At 44.5% G+C, this 17,363-nt stretch carries 13 protein-coding genes, 2 tRNA genes and 2 pseudogenes; 12 read left to right on the top strand and 5 right to left on the bottom strand.

Annotated elements, in window-relative coordinates; genetic code table 11:
• The first annotated feature begins 42 nt into the window (after nucleotides 1-42).
• Both QE357_RS00750 and QE357_RS00745 read left to right on the top strand, forming a co-directional pair.
• Nucleotides 43-417: a hypothetical protein gene (locus tag QE357_RS00750; RefSeq protein WP_309705010.1), complete on the top strand. Its 375-nt coding sequence runs from the start codon at nucleotides 43-45 to the stop codon at nucleotides 415-417.
• Nucleotides 418-444: 27 nt separating this feature from the next.
• Nucleotides 445-1,647 carry a VapE domain-containing protein gene (locus QE357_RS00745; RefSeq protein ID WP_309705007.1) on the top strand — a complete coding sequence of 401 codons (1,203 nt, stop codon included), beginning with the start codon at nucleotides 445-447 and terminating at the stop codon, nucleotides 1,645-1,647.
• 438 nt (nucleotides 1,648-2,085) lie between these two features.
• Here QE357_RS00745 and QE357_RS00740 read toward each other — a convergent pair.
• Nucleotides 2,086-2,157, bottom strand: a tRNA-Arg gene (locus QE357_RS00740).
• A 34-nt stretch (nucleotides 2,158-2,191) separates the two neighbouring features.
• Nucleotides 2,192-2,264 (bottom strand) — tRNA-Met (locus QE357_RS00735).
• 152 nt (nucleotides 2,265-2,416) lie between these two features.
• On the opposite strand from QE357_RS00735, the gene era reads away from it, so the two are divergent.
• Nucleotides 2,417-3,316 (top strand): GTPase Era, encoded by a 900-nt coding sequence (era, locus tag QE357_RS00730; protein ID WP_307141663.1) that lies wholly within the window; start codon nucleotides 2,417-2,419, stop codon nucleotides 3,314-3,316.
• Nucleotides 3,317-3,495: 179 nt separating this feature from the next.
• Nucleotides 3,496-4,803: a ribosome biogenesis GTPase Der gene (der, locus tag QE357_RS00725; protein WP_307141662.1), complete on the top strand. Its 1,308-nt coding sequence runs from the start codon at nucleotides 3,496-3,498 to the stop codon at nucleotides 4,801-4,803.
• A 135-nt stretch (nucleotides 4,804-4,938) separates the two neighbouring features.
• Here the strand turns inward: der and guaB are convergent.
• Nucleotides 4,939-6,409: pseudogene (guaB, locus tag QE357_RS00720) on the bottom strand (IMP dehydrogenase).
• Between the two features lie 208 nt (nucleotides 6,410-6,617).
• On the opposite strand from guaB, the gene QE357_RS00715 reads away from it, so the two are divergent.
• Nucleotides 6,618-7,433 carry a 3'-5' exonuclease gene (locus QE357_RS00715; RefSeq protein ID WP_307141659.1) on the top strand — a complete coding sequence of 272 codons (816 nt, stop codon included), beginning with the start codon at nucleotides 6,618-6,620 and terminating at the stop codon, nucleotides 7,431-7,433.
• 187 nt (nucleotides 7,434-7,620) lie between these two features.
• On the opposite strand, the gene QE357_RS00710 is transcribed toward QE357_RS00715, so the two are convergent.
• Nucleotides 7,621-8,898: a 4-hydroxy-3-methylbut-2-enyl diphosphate reductase gene (locus tag QE357_RS00710; protein ID WP_309705003.1), complete on the bottom strand. Its 1,278-nt coding sequence runs from the start codon at nucleotides 8,896-8,898 to the stop codon at nucleotides 7,621-7,623.
• A 347-nt stretch (nucleotides 8,899-9,245) separates the two neighbouring features.
• Between QE357_RS00710 and QE357_RS00705 the strand changes: the two genes are divergently transcribed.
• Nucleotides 9,246-10,178: a sugar phosphate isomerase/epimerase family protein gene (locus QE357_RS00705; RefSeq protein ID WP_309705002.1), complete on the top strand. Its 933-nt coding sequence runs from the start codon at nucleotides 9,246-9,248 to the stop codon at nucleotides 10,176-10,178.
• A gap of 58 nt (nucleotides 10,179-10,236) precedes the next feature.
• A complete protein-coding gene (locus QE357_RS00700) occupies nucleotides 10,237-11,706 on the top strand; it encodes a Gfo/Idh/MocA family protein (protein ID WP_307141656.1) in 1,470 nt (489 codons plus the stop codon).
• Nucleotides 11,707-12,006: 300 nt separating this feature from the next.
• Here the strand turns inward: QE357_RS00700 and QE357_RS00695 are convergent, their stop codons facing one another.
• Nucleotides 12,007-12,441 carry a hypothetical protein gene (locus QE357_RS00695; protein ID WP_309705000.1) on the bottom strand — a complete coding sequence of 145 codons (435 nt, stop codon included), beginning with the start codon at nucleotides 12,439-12,441 and terminating at the stop codon, nucleotides 12,007-12,009.
• Nucleotides 12,442-12,771: 330 nt separating this feature from the next.
• Between QE357_RS00695 and QE357_RS00690 the strand changes: the two genes are divergently transcribed.
• The 5 genes and pseudogenes from QE357_RS00690 to QE357_RS24960 all read left to right on the top strand — a co-directional run bounded on the left by QE357_RS00690 (nucleotide 12,772) and on the right by QE357_RS24960 (nucleotide 16,656).
• A complete protein-coding gene (locus QE357_RS00690; protein WP_409050258.1) occupies nucleotides 12,772-14,139 on the top strand; it encodes an anthranilate synthase component I family protein in 1,368 nt (455 codons plus the stop codon).
• 83 nt (nucleotides 14,140-14,222) lie between these two features.
• The gene (locus QE357_RS00685; RefSeq protein ID WP_309704995.1) at nucleotides 14,223-14,792 is read left to right on the top strand and encodes an aminodeoxychorismate/anthranilate synthase component II; all 570 of its coding nucleotides are present in this window, start codon (nucleotides 14,223-14,225) and stop codon (nucleotides 14,790-14,792) included.
• A gap of 52 nt (nucleotides 14,793-14,844) precedes the next feature.
• A complete protein-coding gene (trpD, locus tag QE357_RS00680) occupies nucleotides 14,845-15,831 on the top strand; it encodes an anthranilate phosphoribosyltransferase (RefSeq protein ID WP_309704992.1) in 987 nt (328 codons plus the stop codon).
• A 24-nt stretch (nucleotides 15,832-15,855) separates the two neighbouring features.
• A pseudogene (locus tag QE357_RS24965) lies at nucleotides 15,856-16,131 on the top strand (NAD(P)-binding domain-containing protein); the annotation flags it as partial.
• A 9-nt stretch (nucleotides 16,132-16,140) separates the two neighbouring features.
• Nucleotides 16,141-16,656 (top strand): DUF2520 domain-containing protein, encoded by a 516-nt coding sequence (locus QE357_RS24960; RefSeq protein WP_409050257.1) that lies wholly within the window; start codon nucleotides 16,141-16,143, stop codon nucleotides 16,654-16,656.
• Nucleotides 16,657-17,363 lie beyond the last annotated feature (707 nt).

Here is a 17,363-nt window from a genome sequence, read left to right as displayed (position 1 = left end):
AGATCGTAACCCACTAAACGAATTTTAATCACTTAAAACTCAATGGCAAAATTACACGTAATCAGCACTTTTGCAAATGCTGTACCTTCCTTGTCTTCTGGGAATAGTCCTGATGCCGATCAGTTCCGGTTACCATTCCCACTCAATGATCTTTCTACGCTGATTGCCCGCTTTGAAGCAGAACCGCCTATCGAAAGAAAGCCTATTAATAGGGATGCTCAGCAGGTCAGTTTTGCTCATTCTCCTAGAAAGAATGAGCAATTGCTTATGTCCATCGATGGTATTAATGATCCTTATCTACGGGCTTTAAGGAAGCAATTAATTACCTGCTGGAGAGGTGGTCGTGCAGAAGGACGTAAGCGAACCAGACCCATACCTTCAGGAAAGCCCTTCCCGATCCGCCCCCCCCGTCTATAATCCTATTACCTGCAAACCTACTCGTTAATGGCCCGTACTAATGCTAAGTCGGAAGGGGAACAAAACCCTTATCAGCGACTGAAACAATACCTGTTTGATCGATACGAAATTCGACTGAATGTTATTTCTAATGATTTAGAGGCTCGTTCGAAGAGCGGCACCAGTGAGTACACTGTGCTGAATGATAATGACCTTAAATGTGAACTTTACGACAAAAATTTCAATGGCTTCGAGAAGAGACTCGAAGCCCTGTTGCTATCTAGTCAGGTTGAACGCTATGATCCCATCACCCATTATTTTGAATCACTGCCCAGGTGGGAGCAAGGAGACCCAGATTACATTGCCAAACTGTGTACCTACGTCAAAACGCCCGATCCTGAATGGTTTACTGCGATGTTCCGTAAATGGCTGGTGAGAGCTGTAGCCTGTGGCATTGGAGCAAGTCCTTTTAATAAACAGTGCCTTACATTAGTAGGTTCTCAGAACGACGGTAAAACGTCGTTTTTACGGTTTCTGGCTTCAGGAACGCTCAAATCTTACTATAAAGAGAATGTAGACTTTGAAAATAAAGATGGCCGAATTGCCCTGTGCAGAAACTTTCTAATCAATCTGGACGAATTAGCGACGCTTTCCAAGACGGATATTAATAAAGCTAAGTCCTTTTTCACGGATCATATCATTCGGGTACGATTGCCTTACGCCAAGCGAGAGTCAGATGGTATCCGGCGAGCTTCATTTGTGGCTTCAACGAACGAGAGTGAGTTCCTGACCGATACTACTGGTAACGTCCGGTGGCTGATCTTCGAAGTACAGGGCTTCATTCACAACAACGGAGGGCCGGGGGGCTATCAGCATGACATCGATATGGATCAGGTCTGGTCGCAGGCGTATGGATTGCTCAAAAGCGGATTCATGTACGAAATGAACCGGGAAGAAATAGAGCAGTCAGAGAAGGTGAATCGAAGTTTCCAGCGATCAAACCCCGAGACCGAGTTAATTACCCGGTACTTCGTTCCCGAAGAGAAAGGCCATCCAGAAGCAGAGTTTCTTACTTCATCGGAAATGATGGAAAAACTGTCCTATCTAACCGCTCATTCGCACAAACTAAACCCCGTTACCTTTGGCCGGGCTTTAGCCTTTTTAAGGTTTCCCCAAACAACAGATCGTACAAATAGTATTTTTCCGAGAAAAGGCTATTGGGTAAGGCAGTACACTTTTAGAAATAATTGACCATTTAAGTTACTACTTACTACAAAAATGATACAATTAACTGATTATTAATTAATTAAGTGTAGTGAGATTAACAAGATAAGAAGTTACTACATTTTACTACAACTTACTACACATATAGGAAAGTAATGATTTGTAGTAGGGTAAAAGCTGAATTGTAGTAGCATGAAAAAAGTAAATTACTACACTTAAGCTTCTGTGAGTTAGATAGTTATAGGCTTGTAGTACTGTAGTAAGATAATTTCCAAAACTTTTCAAAAAAGTACACTTTTAAAAAGATTTCGAAACGCAATTAATTGAATTTTTCTGTGATGAATAACCAGATAAGATTGGTAACCTGCCAGGTATCTAAAAGCAAATCTCTGTTTTTGGTTACTGAAGGGTTAACTATGGGGCAACAAAAAAGCCCTGATTTTCAGGGCTTTAACTGTTTTAAAGTGGTCTCGTTAGGAATCGAACCTAAATCTTGAGCTCCGGAGGCTCACATACTATCCGTTGTACTACGAGACCTGAAAAAAAGCCGCCATTGCTGACGGCTTTGTAGTAGCGGGAACAGGACTCGAACCTGTGACCTTTGGGTTATGAGCCCAACGAGCTGCCAACTGCTCCATCCCGCGGTGTGTTATTGGACTGCAAATATACGGGCATTTCAATTAAAATCAATACCTTTGTGTAAAAATTAAGGGAGTACTATAAATTATTTTTTAATTATTACTGATTTTCAGTGAAATAGCTAAAAAATATTTTTATAATTTTTTTGAATTACACGATGGATAATCATAAAACGGGATACGTCAGTATTGTTGGAAAGCCCAATGTGGGCAAATCAACGCTGATGAATGCCATGGTAGGCGAGCGGCTTTCAATCATTACTTCGAAGGCTCAAACCACCCGGCATCGGATCATGGGGATTGTGAATGGGGTGCAGGATGGTATCCCGTTTCAACTGGTTTATTCAGATACGCCGGGGATTATCAAGCCTCAGTATCAGTTACACCAGTCGATGATGAATTTCGTACGGGGTTCGCTGGAAGATGCCGACGTGATTTTGTTCGTAACGGATATTTTTGAAGCTTACGACGAGGATGACGTCATTGAAAAGCTGGCCCGAATTGATCATACACCGGTTATTCTATTGATCAATAAGGTAGACTTAGCTACTCAGGAGCAGGTTGAAGAAAAAATTGCTCACTGGCGGAACCGTTTTCCTACCCAAACGATTTTACCCATCTCTGCTTTGCATAAACTGGGTCTGGAAGAATTATTCAGCCTGATTGTCAAAGCTATACCTACACATCCGCCGTTTTTTGATAAGGATTCGCTGACGGATCGGCCCGAACGCTTTTTTGCGGCGGAGATCGTCCGGGAAAAAATATTTCTCAATTACAAAAAGGAAATCCCCTACAGCTCGGAAGTGGTCATTACTTCTTTCAAGGAAACCGATGACATCATTCGGATTCTGGCGGAGATTTATGTGGAACGCTCCAGCCAACGGGCTATTTTACTGGGCCATAAAGGAGCTTCCATCAAGAAAGTGGGAATTGAATCCCGTAAGGAAATGGAAGCCTTTTTTGGAAAACAAATTCACCTGGAAACCTACGTTCGCGTAGAATCCGACTGGCGGAGTAAAGCAAATAAGCTCCGGGAGTTCGGGTACATTCAAGAGTAATAGCTGTTTCGAAAGGACTCTCAACGCATGAATACGCCTCATACACAGGTGAAAGGCTCATTCATGGAGGGTAGTGATTGTATCGGTCGGAACGGATACTATTATTTATTTTTCAATGAAGCGGCCGAGAAACGGCTGGTCAAACCGATGCTGGCGGGTTTATGCCAGCGAAAATCATCATGTCAAATATTGTTGCTATTGTGGGGCGGCCTAACGTAGGTAAATCCACATTGTTTAACCGGATCATCGAGCAGAAAAAAGCCATTATGGACAACGTTTCGGGGGTTACCCGTGACCGTCACTATGGATATGCGGACTGGACTGGTAAATTTTTTACCGTGATTGATACGGGTGGTTACGTGGTTGGCTCCGAAGATATTTTTGAAGAAGCCATCCGCGAGCAGGTGCAGATTGCTATGGATGAAGCAACGGTTGTTATCTTCGTAGTAGACTGTATTGCAGGTCTGACGGGCCTGGATGAGGATTTTGCTAACGTGCTTCGTCGTTCTAAAAAGCCAGTAATTTTAGTGGCTAACAAGGCTGATACGACTGAGAAGATGCACGCTGCGGCTGAGTTTTATGCCTTAGGCTTAGGCGAGCCGTTCCCTATTTCCGCAGAAAACGGTAATAACACGGGTGATTTCCTGGATGCCGTAGTGTCTCATTTTGAAGACGAGGGTGTAGAAGATCCCGAAGCAGGTATTCCCCGGATTGCTATCCTGGGCCGTCCGAACGTTGGAAAATCTTCTTTCCTGAATGCTTTATTAGGTCGTGAGCGGAGTATCGTAACGGACATTGCCGGAACTACTCGCGATGCCATTCATACGCGTTACTCGCTGTATGGCAATGACTTTATCATTACCGATACCGCCGGAATGCGTCGGAAAGCTCGGGTAAATGATAACATTGAGTTTTATTCGACCCTGCGGTCGATGCGGGCTCTGGATGAATGTGATGTAGCCGTTATTATTCTGGACGCTGAACGTGGTCTGGAGGCTCAGGACATGAACATCATTGGGATGGCTCACCGGGCAAAAAAGGGTATTGTCATCATGGTGAATAAGTGGGATTTAATTCAGAAAGATTCCCGCACGGCTCCTGCTTTAGAGAAGGAGTTACGCCAACGAATGGCCCCCATCGATTATGCTCCGATCATCTTCACTTCGGTAACCGAAAAAACGCGGATTTTTAAAGTGGTAGAGAAGGTATCTGAGGTATACGAACAACGTCGTCGCCGAATTCCAACTTCGCAACTGAACGACTTGATTCTGCCGGAAATTGAAGCGTACCCACCCCCAGCAATTAACGGTAAATACGTGAAGATCAAATACCTGACACAGTTACCCACGCCAAGTCCAACGTTTGTATTATTCTGTAACTATCCTCAGTACATCAAAGAAAGCTACGAGCGTTACCTGGAAAACAAATTCCGGGCTCACTTTGGCTTTGACGGGGTGCCGTTAACGATGTTCTTCCGGAAGAAATAATGGTTTGTTAGTGGTTTTTCGTTGTTGGTAAACACTTCTAGTAACTTTTAACGTACACTAAAAAAGGTCGCCTTTCAAGCGACCTTTTTTAGTACTGAAAGTAATCTAAGAACTAATAACCATCAACAAACAACCTTATTTCACGCTATAGTTAGGAGCTTCTTTCGAAATAACTACATCGTGGGGGTGGCTTTCGCGAACACCAGCAGCGGTAATTTTTACAAATTTCGCCTGTTGCATCGCTTCGATATTTTTAGCTCCGCAGTAACCCATTCCGGCTTTCAGACCACCAACCATTTGGTACAGAATATCACCTACACGGCCTTTGTAAGAAATACGGCCTACGATACCTTCGGGAACCAGCTTTTTGATGTCGTCTTCGGCATCCTGGAAATAACGATCTTTTGATCCCTCTTCCATGGCTTCTACAGAACCCATGCCCCGGTAACTCTTGAAACGACGGCCTTCAGCGATGATAATCTCACCTGGAGCTTCGTCCGTACCAGCCAGTAAGGAACCCATCATGATAGAGCTGGCTCCACCTGCGATGGCTTTTAACAATATCACCAGAGTAACGAATACCGCCATCCGCAATGATAGGAACACCCGTACCAGCTACGGCTTTTGCTGCTTCGTATACGGCAGAAAGCTGAGGCATACCTACCCCTGCAATGACCCGAGTTGTACAGATCGAACCCGGACCAACGCCTACTTTAACGGCATCTGCACCAGCATCGGCCAGAGCCTTGGCACCTTCACCCGTAGCCACGTTACCAACGATAACGTCCAGATTTGGGAAAGCGGCTTTTACTGATTTCAAAGCGTTGATAACTCCTAAGGAATGGCCGTGAGCGGTATCAATACTGATGACATCCACTCCTGCCTTTACCAGAGCAGCTACGCGATCCAGTAAATCAGGCGTAACACCAACGGCAGCTCCTACACGTAAACGACCGCGAGAATCTTTACAGGCGTTCGGGTGATTTTTCTTCTTGAGGATATCTTTATAGGTAATCAGACCGACCAGCTTCTGATTTTCATCCACGATGGGAAGTTTTTCAATGCGATATTCCTGTAAAACAGCCTCGGCAGCCTGAAGATCAATGCCTGCACGAGCCGTAATAAGTTTGCCCTGCGTCATAATCTCCGTAACAGGCTGACTTAATTTCGTTTGAAAACGAATGTCACGGTTAGTCAGAATTCCGATCAGCTTGTTCGTAGCGTCAACGACGGGAATACCGCCGATTTTATTTTCCCGCATCAGACGATGAGCATCCGCCAGGGTATCGCCTTCTGTAAGAGTAATAGGATCGAGAATCATCCCTGATTCTGAACGTTTTACCTTACGAACTTCTTCCGCCTGACGGTCAATCGACATGTTCTTGTGAATCATGCCAATACCGCCTTCCTGAGCCATCGCAATAGCCATTTCGGATTCGGTAACCGTATCCATAGCTGCCGAGACCAGGGGCATGTTTAAGCGTATGTTTTTTGTCAGAAATGATTCGGTGCTAGTTTCGCGGGGGAGAACTTCCGAATAGGCAGGGAGCAGAAGCACATCATCGTAAGTAAGTGCTTCAAAGAGAAACTTGGAGGAGTCCAACATGGCAAATAACAGTGCTATTCTTATTTGCCGGACAAAGATACTCTTTTTTTATGAGGAACGAAAAACATTTATTGATTTAATATAAAGTTAATAAACGCTTGATTCTGAGTGTGAATGACTCCTGATGTTTTCGCTTTATCAAAAAGGCATTGAACCATTTCCGGGGAAATTGGTGTATTTTTGAATAATCAGTAAATAGAGGAACACCGTGCAACATAGTCTGAAACTCCGTAAGCCACTCGCTTTTTTTGATCTGGAAACTACCGGCATCAATTTAATTCGGGATCGTATCGTCGAAATATCCATTGCTAAAGCTATGCCTGACGGTTCGGTACAGGTACGGACGGAACGGATTAATCCTGAAATGCCTATTCCGCTGGAAACTAGCTTGATTCATGGTCTGTATGATGAAGATGTAGCCGATAAACCTCCCTTTAAACAGTTAGCTAAGTCACTGGCTCAGTTTCTGGAAGGCTGTGATCTGGCGGGTTTCAACTCCAATCGTTTTGATGTTCCTATGCTGGTGGAAGAATTTCTTCGGGCGGGCATTGATTTTGACACCAAAAACCGTCGCCTGATTGATGCTCAGCGGATTTACCACATGATGGAACCGCGTAATCTTTCAGCAGCGTATAAATTTTATTGCGGAAAAAGCCTGAAAGATGCCCACTCTGCCGAAGCAGATACACTGGCTACGCTGGAAGTATTAGATGCAATGGTGAAGCGGTACGAAGGAGTTGAGATCGAAAAGAATAAAGAAGAAACCTGGGCTCCCATAAAAAATGATATGGATGCTCTGCACGAGTTAACGTCCGGTCAATTAGTTGATTTTGCCCAGCGGATGAAATATAACAATGACGGCGTCGTCGTCTTTAATTTTGGTAAACACACCGGTAAGCCCGTTCAGGAAATCTTCAAACGCGAACCAAGTTATTACGACTGGATGATGCAGGGTGATTTTACGCTGGATACTAAGCGAAAATTAACCGAAATAAAGCTGAAGAGCAGTGCCTTAATGAAATAAAAGCACAAAAAAACGAGCCGAATATTCGGCTCGTTTTTTGTTTATTCAGAAGGATATTACTTAAAAACGATCATTCTATATTAATTATCCTTCAGAAACGTTACCTGTAACCCTAAGTAAGGTTCTTCGCTACGCTCTGAAAGACAGGAAAGAATTATTAGTAGTAGTTAACCATCGCCCTAAAAGCTTACACAAAGGCTTCCATGGTTTCGTCCAGAGGTTTCGCTTCGGGGTAAAAGGATAAGAGGCGAATCAGAATATCTTCTACCACTTTATCCGGGCAGGAAGCACCGCACGTGAGCATGATCGTTACGGGTGAGGAGTCAGGCAGGTAATGTTCAGTTACTTTCTCCACTTTCTCGTGCAGGTCATAATGCCGGATTAAGTCACGATCCAGAATTTTAGCCGCATTTTCAATAAAGTAGGTCGGTAACTTTGCCTCGCACAACTCAACTAGGTGCGAAGTATTCGAGGAGTTATAACCTCCCGCTACTACGCATAAGTCCGCTGCTTGTTCCAGCAAACCATACGTTGCCGACTGGTTATCATTGGTAGCATAACAAAGGGTGTCCCGCGTATCAGCAAAATGGGCTGTAATGTCTGAACCTTCAGAAGCGTAGGTTTCAACCATTACCTGTTTCAGATAATCCGCGATAGCTTGGGTGTCAGAAGCCAGCATCGTTGTCTGGTTGACGACTCCAATGCGTTTTAAATCTTTCTCTACGCTAAAACCTTCGGAGTATTGACCTTTGAATTCTTCGTAGAATAACTCCGCCGACTTTTCTCCTTTCATATACGCCGCCAGTTTCTGAGCTTCCTTCATGTCTTTGACAATCACCGTAGGAGCGTTCTGACGGGCGTGAGAAAACGTAGCCCTTGTTTCTTCGTGAGCGGGTTTTCCGTGGATCACAATCGTATAATCACTTTGGCCAATGGAAGAAGCCCGTTTCCAGACTTTTTCTACGAAAGGACAAGTAGTATCATACTGTTCAGTCTGGATTCCGATTGTGGATAACTTAGCCTGAATTTCAAGCGTCGTTCCAAAAGCCGGAATAATCACAATATCATCTGCCGTTAACTCTTCCCAGGGAATCAGTTGACGACCAGAGGTATCCATGATAAAACGAACGCCCTGATCGAGTAAATCCCGGTTTACTTCGGGATTATGGATCATTTCGCTCAGTAAGTATATCTTTTTGGAAGAATAGTCCTTAATAATCTGATAAGCCGTTTCTACCGCATTTTCTACCCCATAGCAGAAGCCAAAATGACGGGCAATAAGAAACCGTACCGGCCCAAAATCAAGTAGGGTCGGACTAAAATCCTTCTTCATTTTATCCTGCTTCCGGCGATATTCCTTGATCGCACCGATAACTGGACTCTTAAACGTATCGGGAATTTGAAACGATTTCATTTTCTTAAATTTCGTTGTCTTTTGAGGCAACGCATGAACGGTACTGCTCATTTCCTTAATAAAGAACAAGTTTATCAATAAACAGTTTTCGTAATTTGGATTTTCTTAGGAAAAAACTTTCCAAATACTATAAGCTATGTATTGATTAGGTATAACAGGGGCGTCAAAAAACTGAAAATGAACTTATTATCCACTTTTTCGTCCTTCAAAAGTAACTATAAAAAGAATGGCTTACCACTTAAATATTCAGGAACTACAGAAGGAACACTATCCTGACGTTCTAGATGCATAGAGAAGAGCCGTAGGCCTTTTCCTTCGTTTCATCGTGAACGTATTATTTTTCAAAAAATCTTCTGTACTTTTCAACCCGAAAAGCGACAGCTCTAAACCTTATAAATATGCAACAGAACCGACGTTCCTTTCTGCGGAATCTGGGCCTGGCAGCTGCGGCTACCCTTCCGGCAGCTGACCTTTGGGCGGGAACCCTGGGGCAAAAGCCTTTCTTCGAAATTTCGCTAGCCGAGTGGTCTTTACACCGAGCCCTGCGATCCAAAAAAATAGACAATCTTGACTTTCCGGCCCTTGCCAAAAAAGAATTTGGTATTAGCGTAGTGGAATACGTGAACCAGTTTTTCAAGGACAAAGCGGAAGATTCTGCTTACCTCAAGGATTTGCTACAACGCTGTAAAGACAACGGCGTAAAGAACCATTTAATAATGATTGATGGGGAAGGCGAAATCGGTAATAAGGATGCCGCCAAGCGGAAACAAGCCGTTGAGAATCACTACAAATGGGTGGAAGCAGCGAAATTCCTGGGTTGCAAAACCATTCGCGTGAATGCAGCAGGTGAGGGTTCGGCGGATGAAGTCAAGAAAAGTGCGACGGACGGGTTACATTCACTGAGCGAATTTGCGGCTAAAACGGGTATTAACGTTATCGTAGAAAATCATGGCGGTTATTCCTCTAACGGGCAATGGCTGAGTGAGGTAATAAAAGGCGTAGGTCTAAAAAACTGCGGAACCTTGCCCGATTTCGGAAATTTCTGTATCAAGCGTAAGGCGGGTAGTTACCACGAGTGCGAAGACGAGTATGACCGCTACAAAGGCACGCAGGAGTTACTACCTTATGCAAAAGGAATTTCTGCCAAAACCTTCGATTTCGATGCGAAAGGCAACTGCGTAGAAACCGACTATGACCGCATGATGGGAATTGTGAAAAAATCGGGTTTTAAAGGAATCATCGGCATTGAATACGAAGGCGATACGCTCGGTGAATACGAAGGAATTAAGAAAACGAAGCAGTTACTGGAACGCTACGCTTCTCAGGCATAACACTTAACTTTTTACATTTCAATATACCGTTAGAGTCACTCAGACTTCTAATCCTACTATGAAAGAACAATCCCCCTCTCGCCGCGAGTTTATCAAGAAGGGAGCCCTTTCGGCCGCGGCCTTTTACATCGTTCCTCGCCACGTATTAGGTAAAGGTTTCACCGCTCCTTCAGATAAGCTGAATTTGGCGGCTATCGGAGCCGGTGGCAAAGGTGCTAGTGACATCTGGAATGCCTATAATAACGGAGCTGAAAATGTAGTTGCTCTTTGCGACGTAGACTGGAAGGTAGCTGACGCGTCCGTAAAGCGTTTCCCCAATGCCAAGCGTTACCAGAATTACAAGGAAATGCTGGATAAGGAAGGCAAGAATATTGATGCAATAACCATCTCAACTCCCGACCATACGCACGCCGTAATCGCAATGGCTGCTATGCAGGCGGGTAAGCACGTATACGTTCAGAAGCCGCTTTCGCACGACATCTACGAAGCCCGTATGATGACTGAAGCGGCTCGTAAGTATAAAATTGTATCCCAGATGGGTAACCAGGGAGCTTCCAGTGTGGGTAGCTGGCAGATGGTAAACTGGTTCAATGCGGGGCTGATTGGAACGGTAGACGAAGTACACATTTGGACAAACCGTCCCGTTTGGCCTCAGGGTATTCCGGTGCCAACGGGTCAGAAAGATATTCCCGATGGCATCGCCTGGGATCAATTTATTGGTCCTTCAGATTGGGTAGATTACACGCCTGCCTATCACCCCTTCAAATGGCGGGGTTGGTGGAATTTCGGTACTGGAGCTCTGGGTGACATGGGTTGCCACCTGATTGACCCTGCGTTCCGGGTATTAGGCCTGGGGTATCCAACGGAAGTAGAATGTTCAGTGGGTTCGGTATTTATCAAAGACTGGACGCCCGAGTACATTCCTGAAGGATGTCCTCCATCAAGCTCGGTTCAAATCAAATTCCCGGCTACGAAAAAGAATAAGTCAGCCGTGACTATGAACTGGTCAGATGGTGGTATTCGTGCTTTCCACCCAGATCTGATTCCTGCCGACGAGCCCCTGGGCGATCCCGACAGCTCAAACGGGGTAATCCTGATTGGTTCAAAAGGTATTATGACCTGCGGAACTTACGGAAATGCACCCAAATTGTTCTTCGAGAAGAAAAAAGTGAGCGAACAGGATCTGGCTAAGTATAAATGGACCGAAACGGAACTTCAGAAAATGCCAGAAAGCGGTCACCAGACGGCTTGGGTACGGGCATGTAAAGAAGGCTTCGGATCAGAAACTCACAAAAAATTAACGTCATCGTTCGATTATGCTGGACCATTAACGGAAACCGTATTAATGGGTAACCTGGCGATTCGTAGCTATAACATTCGTAAGCCTAATGCCGAGGGTAAGGGCTTTGCGTATCCGGGTCGTAAAAAACTACTTTGGGATGGTAACGCAATGCGGATCACCAACTTCGAAGACGCGAACCAGTTCGTTAAACGCGAATACCGCAAAGGCTGGACGCTGGGCTCATAGTTAATTTCGAATGAGCGAATGAATAGAATGAGTGAATAGGTGATTTTATACCTGTTCACTCATTTTTAGTTTTGAATGAGTGAAGCGTTAACTACTAACACCTTTCTTCTGCCATTCAGAGTGTAGCGAAGGACCTTACTTAGGATTTAAAGTAACTTCTTTGAATGAAAGTCAATAAGCCTTTCCTAAGTCTGGTCTAGGCCTACGAAAGGTCTCTCGCTACGTTCGAGATGACCGCTGAAGTAATAAAAAGATGATATCATTCGATCATTCACGCCCTCGATCATTCAAAATTTAAAATCATTGTACTGGCGTTCCGTTTTGGAAGGTAATCTCGGCGGCCAGGCCTACGGAAGAAAAGCGGATGGCTACGGAAGCCGCTTCTGATTTTTTAGTGATGTCTTCGCAATGCGGCCCGGCTTCCAGGAAGTACACGTAATATTCCTGATTGCGGTCAGCGATTTGGTTAATATCGGGTCGGCCAAAAATATCCACGAAATCATTTGAGGAAGTGCCTTTCAGATTTTGCCGGATTTTCTTGAAATCGGCGAGTAACGTTTTCCGTTCACCTGTGCATCCACCTTTGTCTGCCTTCCATTTTTCTATCGGAAATCCCTGTAAATCGGGTTTATGCGTACACGAGGCGATGGTTAAAGTAAGAAAAAGTAATGTGCCGAAGGGCTTGATATTCTTGGATATAAAGAGAAGCGAAGCAGTCATTAGTCTTGTTTTCATGAATCAAAATTCCGTTTGCTGGCGTGAAAAACAAAAAAAAAGGTAACACTTTAGCCAAACTCTGAAATTGTTTTTAAGTTTGCCGAAATTAATCAGATCAGAATATGAACGTTTCATTCGCAAAAGCATGGTGGTGGCAACTGGGATTCCTCGGTTGAACAGCCTCTTTTTGCGTCAGATAAGCGATAACTATAGCATTAACGACAACGCCCGCTGTTCAACCGAACAGGGGGCGTTGTCGTTTTAACTCATTTCATTTGGACTTATAAGACCAGAACAAACGTGAAAAATTACCCGATTACCACTCATTCCCGGCGATTACTAGCCGATATGTTAACGCCAGTGAGTGCTTACCAACGCTTACGCCGCCAGTTTCCGAATACTGTTTTACTGGAAAGTGCCGATTACCACGCCATGCAAAATAGTTTGAGTTTCATTGGCTGTGATCCCGTGGCAAGTTTTATTCTGGATGAAGACGTCGTTACTCAAAAGTTTCCCGATGGCACAACCGAACAGTTTAAGCTGGAAAACCGAAAAGACGCTGTAGATACGCTACGGGCTTTTGCGGCTAGTTTCACGGAAAGTAACTCGGGTTACCCTTTCCCAACGAATGGGTTATTTGGTCACATGACGTATGATTCGGTTGAATATTTTGAGGACATCGAAATTCAACCCAAAAGCGAAGAATCAGCCATTCCGCAGATTGTTTATTATGTCTATCGCTACGTAATCGTTTTCAATCACTTCAAAAACGAAGTATTTCTGTTTGAACATCAGTACGGAGATACCAAAAACAAGAATACCGAAGGCCTGAGCCAACTGGAATTTCTGATTCAAACGCCTAAATCGTCTTCCAATACATTTAAGCTAAGCGGCGAAGAAGTAACTAATCGCACCGATGAGGAAATGCGGGAAGTAATAAATAAATGCATCAGTCACTGTCTGCGGGGAGATGTATTCCAAATTGTGCCTTCGCGTCGTTTTTCCCGCGAGTTCACTGGGGATGATTTTCAGGTTTACCGGGCACTGCGTTCCATTAACCCTTCTCCTTACTTATTTTACTTTGATTTCGGCAGCTATCATATCTTTGGTTCTTCTCCTGAAAAGCAGATTTTTATTAAAAATGGTCAGGCAGAAATTCACCCTATTGCCGGAACCTTCCGTCGAACGGGTGACGATGAACGTGACGCCGAGCTGGCACGCGAGTTACTGGCCGATCCTAAAGAGTCTGCCGAACACGTCATGCTGGTCGATTTAGCCCGCAATGATTTAAGCCGCAGCAGTGATGAGGTAAAAGTAGAGACGTTCAAAGAAGTCCAATATTATAGTCACGTCATTCACTTGGTCTCAAAAGTGGTGGGTAAAATGACAGCCGGAACAAATCCCTTGCAGTTAGTTGCGGATACATTCCCTGCCGGAACGCTCTCGGGTGCTCCCAAGCACAACGCTATGACGTTGATTAATCGCTACGAAACGACGAACCGCAGCATATACGGCGGTGCCATTGGCCATTTGAGTTTCAACGGTGATTTTAACCACGCCATCGCGATCCGTACCTTCCTGAGCAAACATAATACGCTTTTTTATCAGGCGGGCATGGGTGTGGTTGCTAAATCAAACGTGGAAAGTGAATTACAGGAAATTCACAGCAAACTAGCTGCTTTACGCAAAGCCATGGAAATGGCCGAAGAACTCTAATCAGTTGTGAGTTTTCGATTGATAGTTTTCAGGAAATGAGATTCATCAACGAACAACTAATAACCAACAACTAAAGCAAAAAGATGCCTTACAAAATATTAGTACTCGATAACTACGATTCCTTTGTTTATAATCTGGTCTATCTATTAAAGGAACTGGGCCATGAAGTAGATGTATTTCGAAATGATAAAATTTCGTTGGAAGAAGTCGTCAAATACGATAAAATATTACTCTCACCCGGCCCCGGTATTCCCGAAGAAGCGGGTATTATGCTAGACCTTATTAAGGAATACGCTCCGACTAAATCCATTTTCGGTGTTTGTCTCGGTCATCAGGCCATCGGCGAAGCGTTTGGTGCCAAGTTGCATAACATGGGCGATGTTCTACACGGCGTAACTACGACTTGTATTATAAAGGATGAAACGGAGAAGCTTTTCCAGGGCTTGCCCGAGTCCATTGAGGTGTGCCGCTATCACTCCTGGACGGTAATTCCTGAAACCATGCCCGAGGAGCTCAAAGTAACGGCTGTGGATGAAAAGGGATTTGTACTAGCGGAAGCTCACACAAAGTATGACGTTCGGGGCGTGCAGTTTCACCCGGAAGCTTACTTGACCGAATACGGCAAGGAAATGTTAATAAACTGGCTGAAGTAATAAGGTTGAGATTACCGAATACAAACCCAGGCCAAAACCTCCATTATTACGCATGAAAGAATTACTTTCCCAGTTATTAGCCAGCCAAACGTTAACTACCGAGCAGGCCTATCAGGCTCTGCTCTCCATTGGTCAAGGCGAAGTTAATCCATCCCAGACCGCCGCTTTCCTGACGGCTTATGCCATGAAAGGCCTGACGGTTGAAGAAGTAAACGGTTTTCGTCAGGCCATGCTTGAATTATGCGTTTCCGTCGATTTTACCGAATTCGATCCCATGGATGTATGTGGAACGGGAGGGGATGGCAAGAATACCTTTAATATATCAACAACTTCGGCCTTTGTTATTGCGGGAGCGGGCCAAACAGTAGCTAAACACGGAAATCACGGGGTTTCATCCTCGGTCGGTTCATCCACGGTAATCGAAAAGCTGGGCTACGAATTTACCAATGATTACGACCGTCTGCGACGACAGTTAGAGAAAGCTGGAATTTGTTACCTGCATGCTCCGCTGTTTCATCCGGCCATGAAGCACGTAGGGAATGTCCGCCGCGAGTTGGGTTTCAAGACATTTTTCAATTTATTAGGGCCTTTAATGAACCCGGCTCTGGTGAAACGCCAGCTTTCAGGGGTGTATAGTCCTGAAGTCGGAGAGCTATATGCCGGAGTATTGCGTTCGGCAGGGGTACGGTTTGCCGTCGTTCATGCCTATGATGGATACGATGAAGTGTCGCTAACGGGCAACTTCCTATTAATTAAAGATAAAGAAACGCATCAATACAGTCCAGAAGACATCGGCCTGGTTCAATTAAAAGCCGAAGAACTAGCCGGAGGTAATAACCTTCAGGAGTCGGCTGACATTCTGGTACAGATTCTGGATAATCGCGGAACGAAAGCCCAAACGCAGGTCGTAATAGCTAATGCCGCTGTAGCCTTGCACACGGCTCAGGAAATTTCGATGGAAGAGGCGATGGAACGGGCGAAGGAATCACTGGAAAGCGGACGGGCGTATCAATCTTTGAAAACACTTCTTCAGTCCTAACGCTTCTAAACAGAATTACGATCGTCTATTATGAAAATGGCATTCATCGGAGCCGGTAATGTGGCTCACCACTTAGCTGTCGAGTTGGAACGGGCCCATCATGAAATAGTCTTTATCTATAGTCGTAATCCTGATCACGCCGAGGAATTAACGGAGAAACTGGCATTAGCCTATCCCATGGAGGAGCTTGATTTCTCGGAAACGGAAGTAGAACTGTTTTTCCTTACTACTTCCGATGATGCCATAAAAGAAATCATCCCGCAAATCGTCTGGCCCGAAAACGCAGTAATTGTACACACCGCTGGAGCCATGCCATTAACCTCACTAAGAGAGCAGCTATCTATTTATAGTGATGTTGAAGTGAAAGCGGGGGTTTTCTATCCTTTACAAAGTATCAGTAAAAAGGTGGAGCTAAACTGGACAGAAGTACCCTTATGTATCGAAGGCGAAGATGAAGGTGTGGAAACCTTATTAATAGAGATAGCAAAATCCATCAGTGAAGAAGTATACCTGATTAATTCATCAGAACGATTAAGGCTGCATCTGGCAGCTGTCTGGGCGAATAACTTTCCTAATCACTTATGGGCGATTACAAAAGAATTACTGGCAGAGCAAAACTTGGATTTCGATTTAATGCGACCAATTATTAAGGAAACCTTTCGAAAAGCCATGGAAGCCGAGCATCCAGCCGAAGTACAAACGGGACCTGCTAGACGAGGTGATCAGTCGACCATGCAAAAACACCAGCTATTATTAGAAGAGCAACCACAGTGGTCTCGGCTCTATTCCGTACTCTCTGAGAGTATAATGCAATGGTATTTATAGGAAAGGCAATAGAAAAAGTAGGTAATGTGTAAACGGGCGGAATAAGGTAGAGGGGAAGTTGCGGGAGGGGCCAGAAGTAGATAACTCGTGGGGAGGGAGAAAGGTTTTAAGGGATTGGTGGGGGCAGGCAAGAGGGTATAAAAAAGTTTTGCTGTTTAGTTTGTTCATTGTCAGCGGCTTATGGGGTGGTTGATAAATTATTTTGGCAAAGGGCTTGACAAGAGGGGTGTAGGCGGTGCATCTTTGCACTCCCAAACGACGGGGAAGGAGATAAATCGGGAGCGGTGCTTGGGTTTAACTTCTTGATTTAGAGTGGATTGCGAGGGAGTTTAAGGGTAGTGGGGTTGGAAGTTGAGGGTTTTAAAGTTTTGAAAATAAATTTTAAAAAAGTCTTGACAAGGGGATGGAAAATGGCTTACCTTTGCACTCCGATTCTGAAAGAGAGTCGAAAAGAAGTAAAGAGTTCGTAAAAAGGAAGAAGCTTCAAAGGTGGAGCTTTTAAGTTTGGAAGAGGGAAGGTGCTAGAGGGGAAGAGAGTTAAGGAGATGAGAAAATAAATTTTCAAAATTTCTTGACAAGTGAAAATGGAAGTTGTACCTTTGCACTCCGATTCTGAAACGAAGAATCACAAACGAAGTAGATAAGTAAAAGAGAGTGAAGGAGTTAAGCTTCTCAAACGAGAGAAAGTGATTCACTAGCAAAGCGAG

This window comes from Siphonobacter sp. SORGH_AS_0500 (assembly GCF_031453245.1).
Classification (GTDB): domain Bacteria; phylum Bacteroidota; class Bacteroidia; order Cytophagales; family Spirosomataceae; genus Siphonobacter.
This window is presented reverse-complemented; position numbering and strand designations above follow the sequence as displayed.

What these genes read in the sequence shown, in the direction of transcription:
- QE357_RS00750 (WP_309705010.1), top strand. Translation starts at nt 43, where the DNA reads ATGGCAAAATTACACGTAATCAGCACTTTTGCAAATGCTGTACCTTCC.
- QE357_RS00745 (WP_309705007.1), top strand. Translation starts at nt 445, where the DNA reads ATGGCCCGTACTAATGCTAAGTCGGAAGGGGAACAAAACCCTTATCAG.
- era (WP_307141663.1), top strand. Translation starts at nt 2,417, where the DNA reads ATGGATAATCATAAAACGGGATACGTCAGTATTGTTGGAAAGCCCAAT.
- der (WP_307141662.1), top strand. Translation starts at nt 3,496, where the DNA reads ATGTCAAATATTGTTGCTATTGTGGGGCGGCCTAACGTAGGTAAATCC.
- QE357_RS00710 (WP_309705003.1), bottom strand. Translation starts at nt 8,898, where the DNA reads ATGAGCAGTACCGTTCATGCGTTGCCTCAAAAGACAACGAAATTTAAG.
- QE357_RS00705 (WP_309705002.1), top strand. Translation starts at nt 9,246, where the DNA reads ATGCAACAGAACCGACGTTCCTTTCTGCGGAATCTGGGCCTGGCAGCT.
- QE357_RS00700 (WP_307141656.1), top strand. Translation starts at nt 10,237, where the DNA reads ATGAAAGAACAATCCCCCTCTCGCCGCGAGTTTATCAAGAAGGGAGCC.
- QE357_RS00695 (WP_309705000.1), bottom strand. Translation starts at nt 12,441, where the DNA reads ATGAAAACAAGACTAATGACTGCTTCGCTTCTCTTTATATCCAAGAAT.
- QE357_RS00690 (WP_409050258.1), top strand. Translation starts at nt 12,772, where the DNA reads ATGTTAACGCCAGTGAGTGCTTACCAACGCTTACGCCGCCAGTTTCCG.
- QE357_RS00685 (WP_309704995.1), top strand. Translation starts at nt 14,223, where the DNA reads ATGCCTTACAAAATATTAGTACTCGATAACTACGATTCCTTTGTTTAT.
- trpD (WP_309704992.1), top strand. Translation starts at nt 14,845, where the DNA reads ATGAAAGAATTACTTTCCCAGTTATTAGCCAGCCAAACGTTAACTACC.
- QE357_RS24960 (WP_409050257.1), top strand. Translation starts at nt 16,141, where the DNA reads ATGCCATTAACCTCACTAAGAGAGCAGCTATCTATTTATAGTGATGTT.